This is a genomic window from Amycolatopsis kentuckyensis (assembly GCF_041679295.1).
Classification (GTDB): domain Bacteria; phylum Actinomycetota; class Actinomycetes; order Mycobacteriales; family Pseudonocardiaceae; genus Amycolatopsis; species Amycolatopsis kentuckyensis_A.
Window position 1 is genome coordinate 37,424 of sequence record NZ_JBGDMD010000013.1, and the last position, 20,976, is coordinate 58,399.

The 20,976-nt window shown below is 70.6% G+C and carries 23 protein-coding genes; 13 read left to right on the forward strand and 10 right to left on the reverse strand.

From position 1 onward, the window contains the following. Nucleotides 1-56: 56 nt before the first annotated feature. Nucleotides 57-1,145 carry a HoxN/HupN/NixA family nickel/cobalt transporter gene (locus ACERZO_RS42060; RefSeq protein WP_372671567.1) on the forward strand — a complete coding sequence of 363 codons (1,089 nt, stop codon included), beginning with the start codon at nt 57-59 and terminating at the stop codon, nt 1,143-1,145. Here ACERZO_RS42060 and ACERZO_RS42065 read toward each other — a convergent pair. Continuing rightward, the gene (locus ACERZO_RS42065; protein WP_372671568.1) at nt 1,078-2,274 is read right to left on the reverse strand and encodes an MFS transporter; all 1,197 of its coding nucleotides are present in this window, start codon (nt 2,272-2,274) and stop codon (nt 1,078-1,080) included. The two genes, ACERZO_RS42060 and ACERZO_RS42065, sit on opposite strands and share 68 nt — an antisense overlap. Nucleotides 2,275-2,335: 61 nt before the next feature. On the opposite strand from ACERZO_RS42065, the gene ACERZO_RS42070 reads away from it, so the two are divergent. Continuing rightward, a complete protein-coding gene (locus ACERZO_RS42070; protein ID WP_372671569.1) occupies nt 2,336-2,641 on the forward strand; it encodes an ArsR/SmtB family transcription factor in 306 nt (101 codons plus the stop codon). On the opposite strand, the gene ACERZO_RS42075 is transcribed toward ACERZO_RS42070, so the two are convergent. Both ACERZO_RS42075 and ACERZO_RS42080 read right to left on the reverse strand, forming a co-directional pair. After that, a complete protein-coding gene (locus ACERZO_RS42075) occupies nt 2,638-3,360 on the reverse strand; it encodes an oxidoreductase (RefSeq protein ID WP_372671570.1) in 723 nt (240 codons plus the stop codon). The two genes, ACERZO_RS42070 and ACERZO_RS42075, sit on opposite strands and share 4 nt — an antisense overlap. Then, the gene (locus ACERZO_RS42080; protein WP_372671571.1) at nt 3,353-3,850 is read right to left on the reverse strand and encodes a phosphoribosyltransferase; all 498 of its coding nucleotides are present in this window, start codon (nt 3,848-3,850) and stop codon (nt 3,353-3,355) included. The genes ACERZO_RS42075 and ACERZO_RS42080 overlap by 8 nt, the downstream gene beginning before the upstream one ends. A gap of 112 nt (nt 3,851-3,962) precedes the next feature. Here ACERZO_RS42080 and ACERZO_RS42085 point away from each other — a divergent pair, with 112 nt between their 5' ends. From ACERZO_RS42085 to ACERZO_RS42095, 3 genes are all read left to right on the forward strand, one after another. Next, nucleotides 3,963-4,565: a GNAT family N-acetyltransferase gene (locus ACERZO_RS42085; RefSeq protein WP_372671572.1), complete on the forward strand. Its 603-nt coding sequence runs from the start codon at nt 3,963-3,965 to the stop codon at nt 4,563-4,565. Between the two features lie 100 nt (nt 4,566-4,665). Beyond that, nucleotides 4,666-6,648 (forward strand): acetate--CoA ligase, encoded by a 1,983-nt coding sequence (gene acs, locus ACERZO_RS42090; protein WP_372671573.1) that lies wholly within the window; start codon nt 4,666-4,668, stop codon nt 6,646-6,648. 143 nt (nt 6,649-6,791) lie between these two features. Then, nucleotides 6,792-7,262: a DUF6319 family protein gene (locus ACERZO_RS42095; RefSeq protein ID WP_372671574.1), complete on the forward strand. Its 471-nt coding sequence runs from the start codon at nt 6,792-6,794 to the stop codon at nt 7,260-7,262. A gap of 58 nt (nt 7,263-7,320) precedes the next feature. On the opposite strand, the gene ACERZO_RS42100 is transcribed toward ACERZO_RS42095, so the two are convergent. Continuing rightward, nucleotides 7,321-7,674, reverse strand: coding sequence for a cupin domain-containing protein (locus tag ACERZO_RS42100; protein ID WP_372671575.1), 354 nt, complete (start codon nt 7,672-7,674; stop codon nt 7,321-7,323). Nucleotides 7,675-7,792: 118 nt separating this feature from the next. Here ACERZO_RS42100 and ACERZO_RS42105 point away from each other — a divergent pair, with 118 nt between their 5' ends. Then, the gene (locus ACERZO_RS42105) at nt 7,793-8,509 is read left to right on the forward strand and encodes a VIT1/CCC1 transporter family protein (RefSeq protein ID WP_372671576.1); all 717 of its coding nucleotides are present in this window, start codon (nt 7,793-7,795) and stop codon (nt 8,507-8,509) included. Here ACERZO_RS42105 and ACERZO_RS42110 read toward each other — a convergent pair. Then, nucleotides 8,506-9,963 carry a peptide MFS transporter gene (locus tag ACERZO_RS42110; protein WP_372671577.1) on the reverse strand — a complete coding sequence of 486 codons (1,458 nt, stop codon included), beginning with the start codon at nt 9,961-9,963 and terminating at the stop codon, nt 8,506-8,508. The two genes, ACERZO_RS42105 and ACERZO_RS42110, sit on opposite strands and share 4 nt — an antisense overlap. Before the next feature lie 188 nt (nt 9,964-10,151). On the opposite strand from ACERZO_RS42110, the gene nhaA reads away from it, so the two are divergent. From nhaA to ACERZO_RS42125, 3 genes are read left to right on the forward strand one after another with little or no spacing between them, the layout of a single operon-like run. Next, on the forward strand, nt 10,152-11,339 hold the full coding sequence (nhaA, locus tag ACERZO_RS42115) for a Na+/H+ antiporter NhaA (RefSeq protein WP_372671578.1): 1,188 nt from the start codon (nt 10,152-10,154) through the stop codon (nt 11,337-11,339). A 42-nt stretch (nt 11,340-11,381) separates the two neighbouring features. Continuing rightward, nucleotides 11,382-11,882 (forward strand): phage holin family protein, encoded by a 501-nt coding sequence (locus ACERZO_RS42120; protein WP_372671579.1) that lies wholly within the window; start codon nt 11,382-11,384, stop codon nt 11,880-11,882. A 4-nt stretch (nt 11,883-11,886) separates the two neighbouring features. Next, complete coding sequence (locus ACERZO_RS42125) at nt 11,887-12,804, forward strand: alpha/beta fold hydrolase (protein WP_372671580.1); 918 nt, start codon at nt 11,887-11,889, stop codon at nt 12,802-12,804. On the opposite strand, the gene ACERZO_RS42130 is transcribed toward ACERZO_RS42125, so the two are convergent. Next, a complete protein-coding gene (locus ACERZO_RS42130) occupies nt 12,784-13,881 on the reverse strand; it encodes an FAD-dependent monooxygenase (RefSeq protein ID WP_372671581.1) in 1,098 nt (365 codons plus the stop codon). The two genes, ACERZO_RS42125 and ACERZO_RS42130, sit on opposite strands and share 21 nt — an antisense overlap. Nucleotides 13,882-13,991: 110 nt before the next feature. On the opposite strand from ACERZO_RS42130, the gene ACERZO_RS42135 reads away from it, so the two are divergent. Continuing rightward, entirely contained in the window at nt 13,992-14,876 is an 885-nt protein-coding gene (locus tag ACERZO_RS42135) for a TetR/AcrR family transcriptional regulator (RefSeq protein ID WP_372671582.1), read from the forward strand. Here the strand turns inward: ACERZO_RS42135 and ACERZO_RS42140 are convergent. The 4 genes from ACERZO_RS42140 to nth are packed head-to-tail and all read right to left on the reverse strand — an operon-like array spanning nt 14,873 to nt 18,033. After that, entirely contained in the window at nt 14,873-16,057 is a 1,185-nt protein-coding gene (locus ACERZO_RS42140) for a MarP family serine protease (protein ID WP_372671583.1), read from the reverse strand. The two genes, ACERZO_RS42135 and ACERZO_RS42140, sit on opposite strands and share 4 nt — an antisense overlap. 4 nt (nt 16,058-16,061) lie before the next feature. Then, nucleotides 16,062-16,757: an NUDIX hydrolase gene (locus tag ACERZO_RS42145; protein WP_372671584.1), complete on the reverse strand. Its 696-nt coding sequence runs from the start codon at nt 16,755-16,757 to the stop codon at nt 16,062-16,064. Next, nucleotides 16,754-17,353: a TlpA family protein disulfide reductase gene (locus ACERZO_RS42150; protein WP_372671585.1), complete on the reverse strand. Its 600-nt coding sequence runs from the start codon at nt 17,351-17,353 to the stop codon at nt 16,754-16,756. Before ACERZO_RS42150 ends, ACERZO_RS42145 begins: the two co-directional genes overlap by 4 nt. Next, entirely contained in the window at nt 17,350-18,033 is a 684-nt protein-coding gene (nth, locus tag ACERZO_RS42155; protein WP_372671586.1) for an endonuclease III, read from the reverse strand. The genes ACERZO_RS42150 and nth overlap by 4 nt, the downstream gene beginning before the upstream one ends. A 227-nt stretch (nt 18,034-18,260) precedes the next feature. On the opposite strand from nth, the gene ACERZO_RS42160 reads away from it, so the two are divergent. From ACERZO_RS42160 to ACERZO_RS42170, 3 genes are all read left to right on the forward strand, one after another. Next, the gene (locus ACERZO_RS42160; protein ID WP_013230551.1) at nt 18,261-18,512 is read left to right on the forward strand and encodes a hypothetical protein; all 252 of its coding nucleotides are present in this window, start codon (nt 18,261-18,263) and stop codon (nt 18,510-18,512) included. A gap of 147 nt (nt 18,513-18,659) precedes the next feature. Then, entirely contained in the window at nt 18,660-19,334 is a 675-nt protein-coding gene (locus ACERZO_RS42165) for a Crp/Fnr family transcriptional regulator (RefSeq protein ID WP_003081747.1), read from the forward strand. A 382-nt stretch (nt 19,335-19,716) separates the two neighbouring features. Further along, nucleotides 19,717-20,964, forward strand: coding sequence for an MFS transporter (locus ACERZO_RS42170; RefSeq protein ID WP_372671587.1), 1,248 nt, complete (start codon nt 19,717-19,719; stop codon nt 20,962-20,964). The last annotated feature ends 12 nt before the right edge of the window (nt 20,965-20,976 follow it).

A 20,976-nucleotide genomic window follows, 5' to 3' on the forward strand; every position in this document is an offset into this window, starting at 1 on the left:
TGCCGTTCATCTGTTCACCTGTCTAACCTCTCAGATGAGAGGGAGGCGGGTGGGCGATGGCGGGGACGGACGACTCGCGGCGCGGGCTTTCGCGCCGCGAGTGGGTGTCGATCGGCGGGATGGCGGGGTTCGTCCTGCTCCTCAACGTCGTGGGCTGGGTGGTGCTGGCGGCCTTCGTCGCACCGCACCACTACGCGCTGGGCACGACGGGCGTGTTCGGGATCGGGCTGGGCGTCACGGCGTTCACGCTCGGCATGCGGCACGCGTTCGACGCCGACCACATCGCGGCGATCGACAACACGACCCGCAAGCTGATGGCCGACGGCCAGCGTCCGCTGTCGGTCGGGTTCTGGTTCTCGCTCGGGCACTCGACGATCGTGTTCGCGTTGTGCCTGCTGCTTTCGCTCGGCGTCCGCGCGCTGGCCGGGCAGGTCGAGGACGACTCCTCGGCGTTGCACAACGCCACCGGCCTCATCGGGACGTCGGTGTCCGGCGTGTTCCTGTACGTGATCGCGATCCTCAACCTCGTCGTGCTGGTCGGCATCCTCCGGGTCTTCAGGAAAATGCGCCACGGCGAGTTCGACGAAGCCGCGCTGGAGCACCAGCTGGACAACCGCGGCGTCATGAACCGGCTGCTGCGCGGGGCGACGAAGGCCGTGCGCAAGCCGTGGCACATCTACCCCGTCGGCCTGCTGTTCGGGCTGGGCTTCGACACCGCGACGGAAATCGGGCTGCTCGTGCTGGCCGCGGGCGCCGCGACGTTCGCCCTGCCCTGGTACGCGATCCTCGTGCTGCCGATCCTGTTCGCGGCCGGGATGAGCCTGTTCGACACCGTGGACGGCTGCTTCATGAACTTCGCCTACGGCTGGGCGTTCGCGAAGCCGGTGCGCAAGATCTTCTACAACATCACGGTGACCGCGCTGTCGGTCGCGGTGGCGCTGGTGATCGGGACCATCGAGCTGGTGTCGATCCTCGCCGAGAAGCTGGACATCACTTCGGGGCCGCTGGCCGCGATCGCGTCGGTGAACCTGGACTACGTCGGCTTCGGGATCGTGGGGTTGTTCGTGCTGACCTGGGTCATCGCGCTGGCGGTGTGGCGGTTCGGGCGGATCGAGGAGAAGTGGTCGGCGAAGCTGTCCGGTTGACGCTCAGCGCGAGCGCCGCGACGGCGGCGAGCGCCCCGGCCGGGCCGACCCACCCCGGCCCCGCGGCGGCGAGGACGATCCCGCCGAGCGCCGGGCCGAGCGCGCCGCCGACGTAGATCGCCGAGCCGTTGACGCCGAGCGCGACGGTCGGGACGTCCGGCGCGATCGTGAAGAGCCGGTGCTGCTGCGGCACCATCAGCATCCCGCCGAAGACACCGGCGAACACCGCGAACAGCAGCGCACCGGGCAGGGACCGCACCGCGAGGTCCACGACGGCGAGCACGACCGCGGTGCCGGCCAGGGACAGCGCGCGGACCCGCACCGGGCCGAGGCGGTCGGTCGCGTGGCCGGTGACCGTCGTCCCGGCGAGCTGGCCGAGCCCGAACCCGACGAGCACCCACGACAGCACGGCGCCGCTCGCGACCGGCGCGACCAGCACCGGCAGGTAGACGAACACGGTGAACCCGGCGAGCGTGCCGAGGACCGTGATGAGCAGGACGCGGGCGACCGCCGGCCGCACGACGACCGCGAGCCGCTCGCGCAGTCCCGCCGCGGGCACGCGAACCTCGGGGATGACCGGGATCAGCACCGCGACGACGACCGCGACGACCCCGATCGCCCACATCACCGCGCGCCAGCCGAGCCACTGCCCGGCGAGCACGCCGATCGGGACGCCGAGCACCATCGAGACGCTCATCCCGGCGGCGACCGTGGACAGCGCCCGGCCACGCCGCTCGTCGGAGGACAGGGCGCCGGCGAGGACGTAGGCGTTGGACTGGAACGCGGCCGCGCCCACCGCCGCGACCACCCGGGCGAGGGCGACCACGGCGAACGTCGTCCCCAGTGCCTGCCCGGCCATGCCGGCGGTGAACAGCACCATGCCGCCGGCCAGCACCCACCGGCGGTCCCAGGTGCCGGTGAACGCGGCGATGAGCGGCGACGCGACCGCGTACGTCAGGGCGAAGACCGTGGCGAGCTGACCCGCGACCGGCTCCGTCACGTGCAGGTCGGCGGCGATGACCGGCAGCAGGCCGTTGAGCACGAACCCGTCGGTGCCGACGGTGAACGTGCCGACCGCGAGGACGAGCAGGACCCCCAGCCGATCATTAGATGATCGTCGAATCGTCATGCGGTCATGATGGAGCTATACTTTGATCGTTGTCAAACGATCCAAGTGTTGGGAGACCACGGTGGCCCGGACACTGCCCCAGCCGGCGCGCGAAGCGATCGAGATCGTGACGGTGCTGCAGGCGCTCGCCGACCCCGTGCGCCTGGAGATCGTCCGCGAGCTGGCGCAGGAGACCGAGCCGCGCAGCTGCGCGCTCGAGGAGTACGACCTCGACATCACCGCCGCGACGCTGTCGCACCACTGGCGTGTGCTGCGCGAAGCGGGGTTGACCACGACTACCGTCGAAGGCCGCCGGCGGTGGATCGTGCTGCGGCGCGACGATCTGCAGAAGCGGTTCCCGGGATTGCTGAACGCCGTTCTGGCCTAAGAAGCCGCGTCCGAAATGGACTTCGCTTCGCGCGCACCGGCTTCGAACGCTTCACAGCAGAAGAGCAGCCACGCGCGGACACCTTCGGGCTCACCGCTCGCAAAGCCTTCCGCTGCTTCGAGATAGCGCGGGACGCGGCGGAAGAACGCGACTTCGGGGACGCTCAACGCCTTGGGGTCCAAGCCCGTCGCGACCATCGTCAGCCGGGCGGCCGCGCGGGCCACGACGCCGTCCGCGCTGCCGAACGGCTTGAGCGCCAACAGTTCTCCGTGCACCACGGCCGTCAGCACCGGGCCAGGCACCGACGTCGCGCCGGTGACCAGCTGGGCCAGCAGCTCGAGCCGACCGCCGCCGGAATGCGGGCGCCCCAACGCATCCAGGTCGTCGACGAGGTCGGCCGCGGCGAGAACGTGCAAGCGCGCCAGGGCTTGCAGAGGCGCGCGGCGCCACGTCGGGAGCAACGTTTCGAGAGTCTCCGCGACGCGCAGCGCGCCGGCCAGCACGGGGTCCGCCACCGCGCCGTCGGCGGGCAGCTCGGGGTTCGCGCCTTCGATGCCGGCGGACGCGCGGGCCGCACGGACCGACGCCTCGGCCGCGGTCGCCGCGCCGCCGCGGAGGTTGGCCGGGAGGCGGTGGACCGCGAACACCGCGTCCTGCGCGGACTTCGCCGCCGCCGCGACGCCTTCGAGGTCGAGGAGGGGCTTGAGCGGATCAGGCATCGAGGACCTGGCCTTCGCGGGAGACCACGGGCGGCAGCACCGACCACGGGAAGTTGATCCAGCGGTCGGTGTGCCGCCAGACGTACTCGCACTTCACCGTCGAGTGGGGCTTCTCGTAGACGACGGCCGAGCGCACCTCGGCGACGTGCTCGAGGCAGAAGTCGCGGACCAGCTTGAGCGTCGCGCCGGTGTCGGCGACGTCGTCGGCGATCAGCACCTTCTTGCTCGTCAGGTCGACGACGTTGGGCACCGGCGGCAGCATCACCGGCAGGTCGAGGCGCTGGTCGACGCCGGTGTAGAACTCGACGTTCATCACGTGCAGGTTCTTCACGTCGAGCGCGTAGCCGAGCGCGCCGGCGACGAACAGGCCACCGCGGGCGATGGAGAGGATGAGGTCCGGCGCGAAGCCGTCGTCGGCGATGGTGTGAGCCAGTTCACGGCTCGCCGTGCCGAACAGCTCCCAGCTCAGCTCTTCCCGCTCTTCGCCCATCGAACTTGCCCTTCGTCGTGGTCGACTGAGCATAGGCAACCTCGAAGTGGCCTTTGACAATGCTCGAAAATTGGCTATCACAGGAAGCCAATGCGCCGCTTACGGTGAGCAGGTGAGTGACTGGAACACCCGACCGACCCTGTCCGGCGAGCACGTGCGCCTGGAGCCGCTGACGCTCGAGCACGCCAAGGGCCTGCTCGAGGCCGGCGCCGATCCGGGCATCTGGGCGTGGCTGAGCATCCGGCAGCCGGGGGATCTTCCGGCGGCCGAGCGGATGGTCGCGCACGCGCTCGCCGACCCCGCGCGCCGGGCGTTCGCGCAGATCGACGCCGCGTCCGGGCGCGTCGCCGGGACGACGTCGTACTACCAGGTCGTCGAGCAGCACCGGATCCTGTCGATCGGGCACACGTGGATCGGCGCGGACTGGCAGCGGACCGGGCTGAACACCGAGGCGAAGCTGCTCCTCCTGCGGCACGCATTCGAAACCCTTGGCGCGCAACGGGTCGCCTGGGAGACCGACATCCGCAACCTGCGTTCGCAACGCGCCATCGAACGGCTTGGCGCGCTACGCGAAGGCGTCCTGCGCGCACACCGGATCCGGCCGGACGGGTCGTCCCGCGACACCGTCACCTATTCGATGCTGGCGCCGGAATGGCCGGCCGCGAAGGCCCGGCTGAACGAACGCTTAGTCACCGCGGCTCGCCTGCCTCGGTGAAACGGCCGGGCAACGTGGGTGCAACCTTTTACAAGGCGGACTAACGTCGCTAGCGTGCCGCTAGCCGTCATGTCGGCGCACTACAGGAGGCCTTGCAACCATGACCGAGCAGTCCCCCGCTCTGGACAACCTGCTCACCGAGAGCCGCACGTTCCCGCCCAGTGACGAATTCGCTGGCCAGGCCAACGCCAAGGCCGATCTCTACGCCGAGGCGGACGCCGATCGCGAAGCGTTCTGGGCCAAGCAGGCGGAGCGGCTGACGTGGGACACGAAGTGGACCACGGTACTGGACTGGACCAATGCACCCTTCGCGAAGTGGTTCGTAGGCGGCAAGCTGAACGTCGCGTACAACTGCGTCGACCGGCACGTCGAGTCCGGGCACGGCGACCAGGTCGCGATCCACTGGGTCGGCGAGCCGGGTGACACGCGGGACATCACCTACGCCGAGCTGAAGACCGAGGTTTCCAAGGCCGCCAACGCACTCACGTCGCTGGGCGTCACCGCCGGCGACGTCGTGGCGATCCAGCTGCAGATGGTCCCCGAGGCCATCTTCGCGATGCTCGCGTGCGCGCGGATCGGCGCGCTGCACAACGTCGTCTTCGGCGGCTTCTCGCCGACGGCGCTGCGGGCGCGCGTCGACGACGCCGCCGCGAAGATCGTGATCACCTCCGACGGCCAGTTCCGCCGCGGCAAGGCCGCGCCGATGAAGGCCAATGTCGACGAAGCGCTCGAAGGCGCCGAAACCGTCGAGAAGGTCATCGTCGTGAAGCGCACGGGCGACAAGCTCGAGGGCGACGTCCCGTGGACCGACGACCGCGACCTGTGGTGGCACGAGCTCGTCGACGGACAGTCCGAAGAGCACACTCCCGAAGCGTTCGACAGCGAGCACCCGCTGTTCATCCTCTACACGTCCGGGACGACCGGGAAGCCGAAGGGCATTCTCCACACGTCGGGCGGCTACCTGACGCAGACGGCATACACGCACCACAACGTCTTCGACCACAAGGCCGGCGAAGACGTCTACTGGTGCACCGCGGACATCGGCTGGATCACCGGCCACAGCTACATCGTCTACGGCCCGCTCGCCAACCGCGTCACGCAGGTCGTCTACGAAGGCACGCCGAACACCCCGCACGAGGGGCGGCACTGGGAGATCGTCCAGAAGTACAAGGTCTCCCTCTACTACACCGCGCCGACGCTGATCCGCACGTTCATGAAGTGGGGTGCGGAGATCCCGGAGAAGTACGACCTGTCGTCGCTGCGGGTGCTGGGCTCGGTCGGCGAGCCGATCAACCCCGAGGCGTGGATCTGGTACCGCGAGAACATCGGCGCGGGCAAGGCCCCGATCGTCGACACGTGGTGGCAGACCGAGACCGGCGCGATCATGATCTCGCCGCTGCCGGGCGTCACGTCGACCAAGCCGGGTTCCGCACAGAAGGCGCTGCCGGGCATCTCGGCGAAGGTCGTCGACGACACCGGCACGGAGGTCGCGCACGGCGGTGGCGGGTACCTGGGGCTCGACAAGCCGTGGCCGTCGATGCTGCGCGGGGTCTGGGGCGACGAGGAGCGGTTCAAGGAGACGTACTGGTCGCGCTTCAAGGAGCAGGGCTTCTACTTCGCCGGCGACGGCGCGAAGTACGACAACGACGGTGACATCTGGCTGCTGGGCCGCGTCGACGACGTGATGAACGTGTCCGGCCACCGCATCTCGACGACCGAGGTCGAGTCGGCGCTGGTCTCGCACCCGACGGTCGCCGAGGCCGCGGTCGTCGGCGCGACCGACCCGACGACCGGCCAGGGCATCGTGGCGTTCGTGATCCTGCGCGGCAACGCCGTGGACGGCGGCGAGGAGGCCATCCAGGCGCTGCGCAACCACGTCGCCAAGGAGATCGGACCGATCGCGAAGCCGCGGCAGATCATGGTCGTGCCGGAGCTGCCGAAGACGCGCTCGGGCAAGATCATGCGCCGGCTGCTGCGCGACGTCGCGGAGAACCGGCAGGTCGGCGACGTCACCACGCTGGCCGACTCGTCGGTGATGGACCTGATCTCGTCGGGCCTGAAGTCGGGCAAGTCGGAGGAGTGAGCTAGCGTTCTCCCCGTCAGAGCCCTTCCGGCTTCGCGCCGGGAGGGCTCTGTCATGACCCCCCGAGTGGCACGGCTCGAACGCATGTTCTACGCTGTGCCGCGAACCACACCCCCTTCCCCGGGCAAGGAGACGACACGACGATGACCGTGGATGTCCTGACGCACGACGAGGAAACGGCTTCCGCTCCGGCTTCCACTCCGGAGGCTCCCGCTGCCGAGGCCGCTGTCGCCGAGTCCGCGTCCCCCTCTCCGGAAGGCTCGCCCGAGCCGGCCGCCGAGGAAGAGGCCCCCAAGCCCAAGCGCGGCCGCCCGAAGGGTGCGACGGCGTCGACGGCGAAGAAGACCCGCACGGTCGAACTGATCCTCACGGTCACCGGCACCGCCGACGGCGAGTGGCAGGCCGAGCTGAAGAACGGTTCGAAGTGGGTCGCGAAGGGTCTGGAGATCCCCGCGGCGGCGGTGTCGCGCGCGGCCAAGGAGCTGCACGCGGACCTGTCCGGCCCGATCGACGAGGTGATCAACCAGGCCCGCGAGGCGCAGGCGGCGAAGGTCGCGGCGCTCGAGGCCGAGCTCGAGAAGGCCAAGCAGGCCCTCGCCGAGCTGGACGCCTGAGGCTTCACTCCAAGAAACGCCCGGTTCCGCCTCGAGCGGGGCCGGGCGTTTCCGCTTTTCAGGCGATTGGTGGCCGCTCCGGCAAGGGTGACTTGAACTCCACCCACATCGAGTCCGTCAGCGCTTCCACATGGTGGGCCACCCCGCGTGGGTGGACCACCGAATCGCCGGGCTCAAGGACGGCCTCCACGCCGTCCACCGCGCCCCGCAGCCGGCCCGACAGCACGTAGACGATCGAGTCGTGGTCGTGCGCGTGCGTCGGCGAGGCCACCCCCGCCGGGTAGTGGATCAAATACGCCAGCCCGCTCGACGCCGTCTCCAGCAGCCGGAAGCGGCCCTCGCCGCCGTTCAGCGGGAGGCCCTCCACCGTCCGCAGCGGCTGCCACACCTGGTCCTCCATGCCCGACATCATGACCCATCGCGGCTGAGAGTCCACACAGGACGGCTTAGGTAAGGCACGCATCAATTAGGCGTACCTGACAAAAAGAACAAGTCTCGCCACGATTCCCCATTCGTGTTTCACTTGTCCCGTGACCGATATCGCCGTGGAGCACGCCCACGAACCGCACCAGGGCGTGGGCGGCAAGCTGAACTGGCTGCGGGCCGGGGTTCTCGGGGCCAACGACGGGATCGTGTCCGTCGCGGGCATCGTCGTCGGGGTCGCCGGCGCGACCACGGAAAGCACCACGATCCTCACCGCCGGAATCGCCGGGCTCGTCGCCGGCGCCTTTTCCATGGCCGGCGGGGAATACGTCTCCGTGAGCACCCAGCGCGACACCGAACAGGCCTTGCTCCGGCTGGAAAAGCAGGAGCTCAGGACGATGCCGGAGGCCGAGGAGCGCGAGCTCGCCGGGATCTACGAAGACAAGGGCCTCTCGCCGGACCTCGCGAGCCGCGTCGCGCGCGAACTGACCGAAAAGGACGCCCTGCAGGCGCACGCCGAGGCCGAGCTCGGCATCGACCCGGACAACCTGACCAGCCCGTGGCAGGCGGCGTGGGCGTCACTGCTCGCGTTCTCCGTCGGCGCGCTGCTGCCGATCCTGTCCATCGCCTGGACCGGCGTCTCCCTGCGGGTGTGGGCGTGCGCGGCCGCGGTCGTCGTCGGCCTCACGCTGACCGGGTGGGTCAGCGCGAGGCTCGGCGACGCGAACGTGGGGCGCGCGATCCTCCGCAACGTCGGCGTCGGCGCCCTCACGATGGTGGTGACCTACTTCGTCGGGGTGATCTTCGGAGTCACCGTCGGCTAGTGGACGCCCTTCATCAGCTTGCGGATGAACGGGATGCCCAGGAACAGCAGCACGCCGACGCCGATCGCGACGCCGCCGACCGTGCTGAAGTACGGCGCTTCGTCGTCCACCGAGTAGTACTCGGCGAGCTTGCCGGACATCGCGGTGCCGAACGAGATCGACAGGAAGTTCAGCGCCACCATCTGCGTCCGGAACGCCTCCGGCGCGAGCTTCGTCGACAGCGACAGCCCGACCGGCGACAGGCACAGCTCGGCGATCGTGAAGACGAACAGGATGCCGACCATCGCGAGCATCGGGCTCGCGTTCTTGCCGCTGCCCACCATCGGCAGGAACAGCAGGAACGCCGCGCCCATCAGCACGGTGCCGAGGACGAACTTCATCGGCGTCGACGGCTGGCGCTCACCCAGTCTCGTCCACAGCGCCGCGAGGATGGGCGCGAAGACGATGATGAACACCGGGTTGATCGAGTTGACCCAGGACACCGGCAGCTCCCAGCCGAACAGGTTCCGGTCCAGCCGCTGGTCGGTGTAGGCCGCGACGACCGTGAACTGCTGCTGGTACAGCGAGAAGAACACCGCGCTGGCGATGAACATCGGGATGAACGAGAACACCCGGCTGCGCTCGACACTCGTGATCTTGCGGCTGGTCAGGATGACGAGGAAGTAGATCACCGAGATCACGCCGACCACCACGACGACGACATCGGCGAGGTTGCCCGGGTTGACGACCCCGGTGACCACCAGCAGGACGATCGCGGCGACCAGCACGACGGCGGCCCCGATCGCGAGCGCGCGCTGCGACGACGGCAGCGGGTTGGGGATCTCCTTGGCCTTGTCGCCGAGGTTCTTGCGGCCGAACGTGTACTGGATCAGGCCGAGCGCCATGCCGATCGCGGCGAGGCCGAAGCCGAGGTGGAAGCCGACCTCGGTCTGCGCCAGCCCGGTCAGCAGCGGGCCGACGAAGCCGCCGAGGTTGACGCCCATGTAGAAGATCGTGAAGCCGGCGTCGCGCCGCTCGTCGCCGTCGGCGTAGAGCGTGCCGACGATCGCCGTCGCGTTGGACTTCAGCCCGCCGCTGCCGACCGCGACGCACACGAGGCCGACGCCGATGCCGGTCAGGCCCGGCAGCAGGGCCAGGCTGACGTGGCCGATCATGATCAGCACGGCGCTGTAGAACAACGTCCGTTCCGAGCCGAGCAGCCGGTCGGCCACCCACGCGCCGACGACGGCGGAGAGGTACACGAGGCCGCCGTACGCGCCGACGATGCCGAGCGCCGACTCCTGCGCCAGGCCCAGGCCGCCCTGGTCGACCTTGTAGTAGAGGTAGATCGGCAGGATGCCGAGCATCCCGTAGTAGGAGAAGCGTTCCCACATCTCCACGCCGAAGAGGTTCGCCAGCCCTCGTGGGTGCCCGAAGAACCTCGTGTCCTGCTGGACCTCGGTAGAGGTGCTCACAACTCTGTCTTCCTTTGTCTCGGACTTCGTTGTCGCTTGGCATGCTATGAGCACTTCCGGTGAACTCACCACCGGTACCCCTTGTGGCAGTGGCCATAACAGTCGGTGACAAAGGTGTATTAAAATACCGTCAAAGGTGCGCCGGGAAGTCTGGTCGGCAATGGTGATCGACGACCCGAGGAGACGCCGTGTCCCGCCCCTTGACCGAGTTCGCCCGCTACCTGCGCACCGAGACGACCGGCGGCCTCATCCTGCTCGGCGCGACCGCGATCGCCCTGGTCTGGGCCAACTCCCCGCTGCGCGACAGCTACCACGCGCTGCGCGACCTCCGGCTCGGTCCGGAGTTCCTGCACCTGAACCTGACGCTCGGCGACTGGGCGAAGGACGGCCTCCTCGCCCTGTTCTTCTTCGTCGCCGGCCTCGAGCTCAAGCGCGAGCTCGTCATCGGCGAGCTGTCCCGGTTCAAGCAGGCGATCCTGCCGGTCGTGGCCGCGCTCGGCGGCATGGTCGTGCCCGCGCTCGTCGCGCTGTCGGTCGGCTGGGGCACGCCGGGCATCGAACGGGCCTGGGCGATCCCGGTGGCCACGGACATCGCGTTCGCCCTCGGCGTGCTCGCGCTGACCGCGTCGAACCTGCCCTCGAGCGCGCGGGTCTTCCTGCTGTCGCTGGCCGTGGTGGACGACCTCGGCGCGATCGTCGTCATCGCCGTCGTCTTCACGACCGGCTTCGACCTGGTCGCGGTGGCCGTGGCGGTGGCCGCGCTCGCGCTGTACGCCTTCCTGCAGCACCGCCGGGTCCGCACGGCGTGGCTGTACGTGCCGCTCGCGCTGGTCGTCTGGGTCGCCGTGCACTCGGCGGGCATCCACGCGACGATCGCCGGCGTCGCGCTCGGCCTGCTCACCCGCGTCCGGCCCGACGAAGGTGAGGCCGAGGCGCCCGCGTTGCGGCTCGAGCACCGGCTCCAGCCGTGGTCGGCGGCCGTCGCCGTGCCGGTGTTCGCGCTGTTCGCGGCCGGGATCTCGGTCAACGGGGGTGCGCTCGGCGCGGTGTTCACGACGGCGTTGCCGCTCGCGGTGTTCGCCGGGCTGCTCGGCGGCAAGGTCGTCGGGATCCTCGGCGCGAGCGCGCTGGCCGTGAAGCTGCGCGTGGCGGAGAAGCCGCGTGGGATGGGCTGGCGGGACATGGCCGCGTTGTCCGTGCTCGGCGGGGTCGGGTTCACGGTCAGCCTGCTGATCGCGGAGCTGGCCCTGCCCGAGGGGACGAGCGAGCTGACCAAGGCGGCGGTGTTGATCGCGTCGGCGACGGCGTCCCTCCTGGCGGCGGCCCTGCTACTCCGCCGTAGCAAAGTGCACGCCCGAATCTCCGACACACTGTGACGCCGCCGCGCCCGGTTTCCGGACACATGGCACGATGACCCGGTGAGCAGCCCCAAGCACGAACGCACCGGCCCCGACGGCGTGGGGGCCGTGCCTTACCTCCCGCTGTCCTCCGACACCGACGTCCCCGGCGACCAGTCGATCGGCAGGCTTGTCGGCGACGCGACCCAGCACATCTCGACCCTGGTCCGGGCGGAGATGGAGCTGGCGAAGTCCGAGCTGGTCGGCGAGGTGAAGAAGGGCCTCAAGGGGGCCGTCTACTTCCTGATCGCGCTGACCGTCCTGCTGTACAGCTCGTTCTTCTTCTTTTTCTTCCTGTCCGAAGGCCTCGCGGACTGGTTCCGGCCGCTGCACCGCTGGGGCGCGTTCGGCATCGTGTTCGTCCTGATGCTGCTGGTCGTGGCCGTGGCCGGGTTCTTGGGCTACCGCAAGGTGAAGAAGTTCAAGGCGCCCGAGCGGACGATCGCCAGCGTCAAGGAGACGGCGGCCGCGCTCAAGCCGCAGAAGGCGCCCGACGCCGACCTGACCACCACGCGCGACTGAGTCGTTGCACCCGTCCCCCGACCCGTCGAGCGTCCGGCTCGACGGCCCGTGGGCGCACCGCGACGTGTCCGCGAACGGCATCCGGCTGCACGTCGCCGAGCTCGGCGAGGGGCCCGTCGTCGTGCTGCTGCACGGGTTCGCCGAGTTCTGGTGGACCTGGCACCACCAGCTGCGCGCGCTCGCCGAAGCCGGGTTCCGCGCGGTCGCCGTCGACCTGCGCGGCTACGGCGACTCGGACAAGCCGCCGCGCGGCTACGACGCGTGGACGCTCGCCGGTGACGTCGGCGGCCTGATCAAGTCGCTGGGGGCGCGCCGCGCCCACCTCGTCGGGCACGCCTGGGGCGGCCTGCTCGCCTGGACGGTCGCGTCGCTGCACCCCCGGCTCGTCTCGTCGGTGACGGCGATCGGCGCCGCCCACCCCCTCGCGCTGCGCTCGTCGGTCCGCCCGTGGCGCGGCCAGGGCCGCGCGGCCGGGCACCTCTTCCGCTTCCAGCTGCCGATGGCGCCGGAGAAGTGGCTCGTGAAGAACGACGCCCAAGCCGTCGCGGACCTGTTCGGCGCCTGGGCCGGGAGCCGCTGGCGGTCCACTCCGGACTTCGACGGCAGCGTCGAGGCCTTCCGGCAGGCGATGCTCGTCCCCGGCGTCGCGCACAGCGCCCTCGAGTACTACCGGTGGGCGTTCCGCGCGCAGTTCCGCGGTGAGGGCCGCCGGTTCACCGACGTCGTGGGCGGGCGGATCGCGGCGCCGACCCTGCAGCTGCACGGGGCCGACGACACCTGCATCCTCCCCGAGACGGCGACGGCGTCGGTGCGATGGGCGGGCCCGCACGCCGAGCCGGAGCTCTGGCCGGGCGTCGGGCACTTCCCCCACCTCGAGGCACCGGACCGCACGTCGGCGGCGCTAGTGGACTTCCTCGAGTGAGATGGCGTTCTTCGCCCGCTCGGTCGACTCCTCCGACGGACCACCGGTCGGGTTCTCCGTGGCCAGCGCCTGGTTGAGCGTCACGAACGGCCGCATCCGCCGTTCGTAAGCCGCGAAGGCGGTTTCGTGCTCCGCGCGGCCCAGTTCCTGCGCGAGGACGTACGCGCCGACGAGCGCGAGGCTCGTTCCCTGGCCGGACAACGCGGACGCGCAGTAGCCGGCGTCCCCGACGAGCACCACGCGGCCGGCCGACCAGCGGTCCAGGTGGATCTGGGCCATCGCGTCGAAGTAGAAGACGTCCGCGTCCGCCATCGCTTCCAGCAGCTTCGGCACCTCCCAGCCGACGCCGCCGAGCCGCTCGGCGATCAGCCGCTTCTGCTCCGCGACGGCCATCCGCGGCAGGGGCTCCGAGCCGAAGCCGAGCGTCACGCGCAGTTCGGTGTTGTCGCGGACCGGGTAGACCACGCCGCCGGTTTCGTCGTGCCGGAACCAGACCTGCCAGTCCTCGAGGCCCAGGAAGTTGGCCGTGGGGAAGATCGCCAGGTACTGGCCGAGGTGGCGGACGAACTCCTCCTCCGGCCCGAAGGCCAGCCGCCGCACCGCCGAGTGCAGGCCGTCCGCGCCGACGACCAGGTCGAACGTCCGGAAGCCGCCGTGCTCGAACTCCACGCGCACGCCGTGCGGCTCCTCGGTCAACGCCGTGATCGCGTCGCCGAAGACGTACTCCACGTCGGTCGCCTCGTGGAGGATCGCGACGAGGTCGTCACGCAGGATTTCGAAGTCGGCGCTGTCGAGCCGCCCGCTGCTGTAGGTGAACTCCTCCGACCGGAACAGCTCCCGGCCCTGACCGTCCACCATGGACATTCCCCGCATCCGGGTACGCAGCGCGCGCATCCGGTCGCCGAGGCCCATCCGGTCGACGACGTCGAGCGCCGCCCCGCGCACGTCGATCGCCTGGCCGCCGGTGCGCGGGCCGGGCGCGCGCTCCACCACGGTCACGGCGAAGCCCTGGCGCGCCAGGAACCAGGCGAGCGTCCCGCCGGCGACGCCGGCCCCCGAGATCAGCACGTTCCGCATCTTGTCCTCCAGAGTCGTACACTTCCTCCGTTCAGCCTGGAGTTGCCCCAGCTGGAAGCCAAGTTCTGTGCTAGCACAGATGGGCCGCTGTACTAGAACAGGAGACCGCCGTGAAGTACCTGGCCATCGCCGACGAGCTGCGTGGCCGGATCGCCCGCGGCGAGCTCGCTCCCGGCGCACGGGTGCCGTCGACCCGGCGGCTCGCGACCGAGCACGGCGTCGCGATGGCGACCGCGGCGAAGGCGCTGGCCCTGCTGGGCCAGGAAGGCCTGGTGCACGCCGAGCCGCGGTCCGGCACGGTCGTCGCCGGCCGCAACCACCGCGGCGGCGGCCGGCGCGGGCTGACCCGCGAGCAGCTCGTGCGGACCGCGATCGCGATCGCCGACGCCGAAGGCCTCGCCGCGGTGTCGATGCGGGGCGTCGCGGCCCGCCTCGGCGTCGCGGCGATGGCGCCGTACCGGTACGTGCGGGGGAAGGACGAGCTGGTGCTGCTGATGGCCGACGCCGCGTTCGGCGAGCACGGCTACCCGGCGAAGCCGTCCGGGGACTGGCGCGAACGGCTGACGCTCGGCGGCCGCACGCTCTGGTCGCTCTTCAAGCGCCACCCGTGGCTGGCGCAGCTCGGGCCGATCACGCGCCCGCTGCCGCTGCGCAACCTCGCCGTCCACGGCGAGTGGGCGCTCTCCGCGCTGGCCGAGCTGGACGTCGACGCCGCGACGCTGTGCGACCTGCACGTCCTGTTCTTCAGCCACGTCCAGGGCATGGCAGTCCACCTGGAACGCGAGCAGAGCGCGCTGGCGTCGTCCGGGCTGACCGAAGAGGACTGGATGGACCACCAGGGCCCCGCGGTCGCGGCGATGACGGCCGGGCACCCGACGTTCGCCAAGATGCTCGCCGACCTGACCGAGACCGGCTACGACCTCGTCCTCGACGACATCGTCGAGTCGGGCATGCGGGCGCTGCTGGACGGCCTCGCGCTGCGGTTCGGGCGTTAGGCCGCGCAGGAGCCGGTCGACACGTTCGTCGTCTGCGACGGCGCCGCGTCGACCTCGGCCCGCACCTGCTCGGCCGTCAGCGTGAAGCCGGTTTCCGGGTCCTCGACCGCCGCGCCGAACACGACGCCGATGACCCGGCCGTCCGGCGTCACCATCGGGCCGCCCGAGTTGCCGCTGCGGATCTCGGCGCGGACCGTGAAGACGTCCCGCTGCACGGTGTTGGCGTCGTAGATGTCCGGGCCGCGCAGGTTGATCCGGCCGCGCACCCGGGCGGGCGTCGCGCGGTACGGGCCGTCGAGCGGGTAGCCGAGCACGATCGCGCTGTCGCCCGCGAGCGCCGTCTCGGACGCGAACTGCAGGGCCGGGGCGCGCAGCCGCGGCACGGCGAGCACCGCGATGTCGACCTCCGGGTCGAAGTAGACGACCCGGGCCGGGTAGTCGCCCTGGGTCGTCTCGATGCCGACGGTGTCGGTGCCGGCCACGACGTGCGCGTTCGTCATCACCCGCTGCGGCGCGATCACGAACCCGCTGCCTTCCAGCGACCGCGAGCACGAGCTGGCGCTGCCGCGGATCTTGACGATGCTGCCGTGCAGCTGCTGGACGGTCCCGCTGCTCTGCAGCGCCGGGTCCGGCGGCGAGGTGTCGGCCGTCGGGGCCTTCTGGAACGGGTCGACGATGGACGGGAAGCCGGACGCGTCGAGCAGCTTGCGCAGCTGGCTCGGGAAGCCCTGCGCGGCCTCCGGCATGGCGTCGTTGACCTTGCCGAGCACCACCGAGCCGTTGATCGCCTTGGCGAGCCCCGGCACGCCGGACACGGTCGTCAGCGGCGTCGCGATCAGCCACGCCACCACGAAGACGACGAGGGCCTGCACGATCGCGCCGAGCGTCTTGTCGATGCCGGAGAGCCGGTCCGGGTTGATCTTCTGGCGGAGCTTGCGGCCGACGTAGACGCCGATCGCCTCGCCGAAGGCGACGAGGAACACGACGGTCGCGACCGCGAAGGCGACCTTCCAGACCGGGTCGTCGAAGAAGGCGACGACCACCGGCGCGAGCTTGATCCCGGCGAGCGCGCCGAGCACGACGCCGACGAGCGACGGCAGCGCGACGATCACGCCCTGGTATGCGCCGGACACCGCCGCCAGCACGGCCAGCAGCAGGACCAGCACATCGACCCAGTTCACCGCGTCACCCTTCCGTCAACCGCGCCTGGTAGGCGGCGAGCGCCTCGTCGAGGTCCCGGACGTCGCCCGAGTCCCATTCGCGCTCCCAGCCTCCCAGGCCGAGCAGGACGGACAGCAACCCGGCGGTGAAACCCCAGACGAACAGGCCCGAGACCTCGAACGCCGGGCCCTTCCACGGTGCGCCGGCCTTCTGGACCATGAAGCGGTTGGCCGGGTCGGCCAGGTCGGCGAGCGCGACGCGGGCGACGGACGCCGTCTCGCCGGGGTCGACGGCGTGCACCGGCGACGGCGTGTCCCAGTGCGCCAGCACCGGCGTCACCGCGAACTTCGAGACCGGGACGAACAGCTCCGGCAGCACCGCGACCGGCCGGACCCCGGCCGGGACGACCCCGGTCTCCTCCTCGGCCTCGCGCAGCGCGGTGCCGATCGGGCCGTCGTCGCCGTCCTCGGCGCCGCCGCCCGGGAAGGCGACCTGGCCCGCGTGCGAGCCCAGGGTGTCGGCGCGGCGCTGCAGGAGGACGTCGGGCTCGCCGTCGGCCTCGCGTTCGCCGAAGAGGATGAGCACCGCGGCGGCGCGCGTATAGGTGCCCTCGGGCGGGCTGAACCGGGTGAACGTCTTCGAATCGACCTCGCCGCTGACCTTGACCAGCGGCCGGAGCCACTCGGGGACGGACTCCGGCTCGACCAGCGGTCCGATCATGAAGTCCCTCCCACTGCCGCGCGCACCTGGTCAGTGTTACCGAACAACCGTGGGTTCGCGATGAACCGGACTTCGCCGGACGCGGTGACCAAGTAGGACGCCGGCAGCGCCGAGGGCACCTTGAGCGCCGTCCGGACGGGCCCGCTCTGCCCGTCACCGTCGTAGATCGACGGCAGGTGCACGCCCAGCTTGGCGAGCAGTTCCAAGCCGTCCTTCGCGGGGCTCTGCACCTGGACGCCGAGCACGCGCACGGCACCCGGCTGCTTCGCGTACTCCTGGAGCACGGGCAGCTCGGTCCGGCACGGCTCGCACCACGACGCCCACACGTTGACCAGCACCGGAGACCCGGCGAGGGCCTTGCCGACGTCGACGCTCGCGCCGTCGCCGAGGCAGTCCGCCTTGACGCCTTCGAGCTGCTTCACCGGCTCCTTCGCGCTCGGCGCCGGACACGGCTGGAGCGCCGCCCCGGACCGGGCCGGGCCCAGGTCTTCGGCCGGCTTCGCGGCGCTGTCGCCACCCCCGCGGGGCAGCAGCGCGACGATGAGTGCCACCGCCAGCACGGCGGCGGCGAGCGCCCATTTGGTGACGGTCGTCACCGGGGCGCCGCCAGCTTGAGGATGTGGTCCTTTTCGACGCCTTTGACCAGTTTCGCGGCTTCTTCGAAGCCGGTCGGGCCGGTGCCGTACGACGGGCAGTCCCGGGCCAGCGGGCAGGCGCCGCAGGCGGGCTTCTTGGCGTGGCAGACGCGCCGGCCGTGGAAGATCACCCGGTGCGAGAGCATCGTCCACTCCTTGCGGGGGATCAGCTCGCCGACCGCGTGCTCGACCTTGACCGGGTCGTCCTCGGCCGTCCAGCCCCAGCGGCGGACCAGCCGGCCGAAGTGGGTGTCGACGGTGATGCCCGGGACGTCGAAGGCGTTCCCGAGCACGACGTTGGCCGTCTTGCGGCCGACGCCCGGGAGAGTGACGAGGTCCTCGAGCTTGCCCGGCACCTCGCCGTCGAAGCGCTCGACCAGCGCCGCGCCCAGGCCCATGACGGAGTTCGCCTTGGCCCGGTAGAAGCCGGTGCTGCGGAGGTACTCCTCCAGCTCGGTGCGGTCGGCGCCCGCGTAGTCGGCGGCGGTCCGGTAGCGCTTGAACAGCGCGGGCGTGACGAGGTTCACCCGGACGTCGGTGGTCTGCGCGGACAGCACGACCGCGACCAGCAGTTCCAGTGGAGTGGTGAAGTCGAGCTCGCAGTGGGCGTCCGGATACACGTCGTCCAAGCAACGCTTCATCCGCCTGGCGCGTCTCACCAGAGCTAACCGGCTTTCACCAGCGCCCTCTTGGGGGGCGTTCGTGGTGGCAGGTGGCACCCCGATAGCCTACGGGCGCCGTCGGACGAGCCGGTCAGTGCACCGGTGGACGACCGACACGCCAGAGCACCACCTCGGCGCAGTTTTCCGGCCGCCATGAGCGAGGATCTGGAGTAGATGCTTTTCACTGAGTGTTTCGGGGTCCGGTCATGACTGTCTGGTTCGTCATCCTGGTCCCCCTGGTGATCATGTTCTTCGCGCTGTTCATGGAGCGCGTGGAAAGCCGGCTCAAGCACGTCGCGGTGCAGGAGAACGAGGTCGAAGAGTTCCTCGAGCAGGCGCAACCCAACGAAGTCCGGGCGCTCTACGGGCACGGCATCGGCCGCGCGCTGGAGCTGTTCCGGCTGCGTAGGCTGGGCGGACGGGCAGCCAGGCTACGCGCGCGTCGCGTGCGGAGTTAGGCTCCACGTTCGAACGAGATCATCCGGCGGGCGCGCGTCCGACGGGCGATCTCGGGAGTACGCCCTAGACTGACGCGCAAGTGATCGGCGTCACGCTCTTCCACACACGGGGGAGCGTGAACGTTTCTCGACGAGGAGGCACCCGAGGTGGACGAAACCCTGGCCCGTGCGGGCATTTTCCAGGGTGTGGAGCCGGCAGCGGCGGAGGCGCTGGCCCAGACCTTGGAATCCGTGGAGTTCCCCCGCGGCCATGTCATCTTCAACGAGGGTGAACCCGGCGACAAGCTGTACATCATCCAGTCCGGCAAGGTGAAGATCGGCCGCAAGTCGCCCGACGGCCGCGAGAACCTGCTGGGCATCTTCGGCCCGTCCGACATGTTCGGCGAGCTGTCCATCTTCGACCCCGGCCCCCGGACGTCGAGCGCGACCACGGTCACCGAGGTCCGCGCGGTCACCATGGACCGCCCGGCCCTGCGCCAGTGGATCTCGACCCGCCCGGAGATCGCCGAGCAGCTGCTGCGCGTGGTCGCGCGCCGCCTGCGCCGGACGAACAACATGGTCGCGGAACTGATCTTCACCGACGTCCCGGGCCGCGTGGCGCGGGCGCTGCTGCAGCTCGCGCAGCGGTTCGGCAGCCAGGAGGCGGGCCTGCTGCGGGTCACGCACGACCTGACGCAGGAAGAGATCGCCCAGTACGTGGGCGCGTCCCGCGAGACCGTCAACAAGGCGCTCGCCGACTTCGCCCACCGCGGGTGGCTGCGACTCGAAGGCAAGAGCGTGCTGATCCTGGACCCGGAGCGGCTGGCTCGCCGGGCTCGTTGAGTTCTCACGTCGAAGGCCCCTCGGCTTGCCGAGGGGCCTTCGACGTGTCTTGATGTAAACAAAGAGCCGGGCGCCACCCCCGACGTGGCGCACCGGCTCTTCGTTTGTCGCGCGGACCATCCCCCGACGATCCGCGCTCCCCGCCCTCCGGGATCAGGCCCCGACCCAAGTGCCGGAGGGAGCTGGGTTCTGTGCTGTTGTTCAACCATCACGGCCCATACCCACGAATTCAAGGCCATTCACTCTCAAGGACGCCGTCCCGGCCGTTTCGTTGCACGAGTTCACGGAGAATATCGTGACTGTTACCCGATCGAGACCCGGTGACGCACGCGACCCGTAAATAACTGGTACTCACGTACCACTCTGCGGCATACTGGTACGCGTGTCCCACTCCGAAGGTCGTACGTCTCTGGCCGACTACCGCGGCGCGCTGACGACCCGCGCCGCCCGGTGGCCCGCCGTCGCGTCCGTGCTCGCGCGCCTGCCGATCGCCATGATCGGCATCTCGGCCCTGCTCTACGTCCAGCGCGAGACCGGGTCCTTCGCCGCCGCCGGGCTCGTCTCGGCCGGTTCGCTCGTAGGCGTCTCGGTGGGCGCGGTGATCCAGGGCAGGCTGATCGACCGGTTCGGGCCGACGCGGCCGCTGCTCATCGTCTCGGCGCTCCTCGCGCTGTCCATGACCGCCCTGGTCACGGCCATCGAGTCGCACGCCCCGACGACGGTGCTGGTGGCGTTCGCCGCGGCGACCGGCCTGTCGGAGCCGATGGTCGGCTCGGCGTCCCGCGCCCTGTGGACGCGGCTGCTGCCCCCGGGTGGCGCGCGCAACGCGGCGTTCTCGTACGAGGCGATCAGCATGGAGGTGTTCTTCATCCTCGGCCCCGGTGTCGCCGGGCTGCTGGTGCTGGCCCCGTGGGCGGGCACCGGCCTGGTGCTGGGCGTCGCGGTGCAGTTCACCGGCGCGGTGCTGTTCGCGCTGAGCCCGGCGGTCCGCGCGTGGGGTCCGTCCGCGGGTTCGTCCGGCTCGCTGCTGGGCGCGCTGGCCAGCCCGGGCATGCGGACGCTCGCGCTGGCCGCGCTCGGGTTCGGCATGGTGATCGGGTTCGTCGAGGTGGCGGTCCCGGCATCGGCGACCGAAGCCGGCGCTCCGTCATTCGGTGGGCTGCTGCTCTCGGCGTGGTCGCTGAGCTCGGTGGCGTTCGGTGTGGCGTACAGCCTGCGTCCGTGGCCGCGCCGGATGGGCCTGCGGCTGCCGGCGCTGCTCGGTGGCTTCGGGGCGTTGGTGGCGCTGCTCGCGTGGCCGTCGTCGCTGTGGGGGCTGGCGCTGATGATGCTGCTGGCGGGCGCGTTGATCACGCCCCAGTCGACGGCGCACTCGTCGGCGATCGAGCTGGTCGCGCCGTCCGGGACGGCGGCGGAGGCGTTCGGCTGGGTGCTGACGGCGGTGACGCTCGGGCTGGCTGCCGGGCAGTCGGTCAGCGGGTACGTCGTGGAGCACGCCGGTCCGTCGGCGGCGTTCTTGACGGCGAGCGTGGCCGGGTTGGTGCTCGCACTGCTGGTTTGGCTGCTGCGGGGGACCGTCCGGGAGCCCGCTTCGGCCGCCGAGGCTCGGCAGCTGGTCGGCGTCAGCTAGGCATTACCGCAG

What these genes read in the sequence shown, in the direction of transcription:
- ACERZO_RS42130 (WP_372671581.1), bottom strand. Translation starts at nt 13,881, where the DNA reads ATGCGGAACGTGCTGATCTCGGGGGCCGGCGTCGCCGGCGGGACGCTC.
- ACERZO_RS42095 (WP_372671574.1), top strand. Translation starts at nt 6,792, where the DNA reads ATGACCGTGGATGTCCTGACGCACGACGAGGAAACGGCTTCCGCTCCG.
- acs (WP_372671573.1), top strand. Translation starts at nt 4,666, where the DNA reads ATGACCGAGCAGTCCCCCGCTCTGGACAACCTGCTCACCGAGAGCCGC.
- ACERZO_RS42100 (WP_372671575.1), bottom strand. Translation starts at nt 7,674, where the DNA reads ATGATGTCGGGCATGGAGGACCAGGTGTGGCAGCCGCTGCGGACGGTG.
- ACERZO_RS42145 (WP_372671584.1), bottom strand. Translation starts at nt 16,757, where the DNA reads ATGATCGGACCGCTGGTCGAGCCGGAGTCCGTCCCCGAGTGGCTCCGG.
- ACERZO_RS42160 (WP_013230551.1), top strand. Translation starts at nt 18,261, where the DNA reads ATGACTGTCTGGTTCGTCATCCTGGTCCCCCTGGTGATCATGTTCTTC.
- ACERZO_RS42065 (WP_372671568.1), bottom strand. Translation starts at nt 2,274, where the DNA reads ATGACGATTCGACGATCATCTAATGATCGGCTGGGGGTCCTGCTCGTC.
- ACERZO_RS42080 (WP_372671571.1), bottom strand. Translation starts at nt 3,850, where the DNA reads ATGGGCGAAGAGCGGGAAGAGCTGAGCTGGGAGCTGTTCGGCACGGCG.
- ACERZO_RS42075 (WP_372671570.1), bottom strand. Translation starts at nt 3,360, where the DNA reads ATGCCTGATCCGCTCAAGCCCCTCCTCGACCTCGAAGGCGTCGCGGCG.
- nth (WP_372671586.1), bottom strand. Translation starts at nt 18,033, where the DNA reads ATGAAGCGTTGCTTGGACGACGTGTATCCGGACGCCCACTGCGAGCTC.
- ACERZO_RS42060 (WP_372671567.1), top strand. Translation starts at nt 57, where the DNA reads ATGGCGGGGACGGACGACTCGCGGCGCGGGCTTTCGCGCCGCGAGTGG.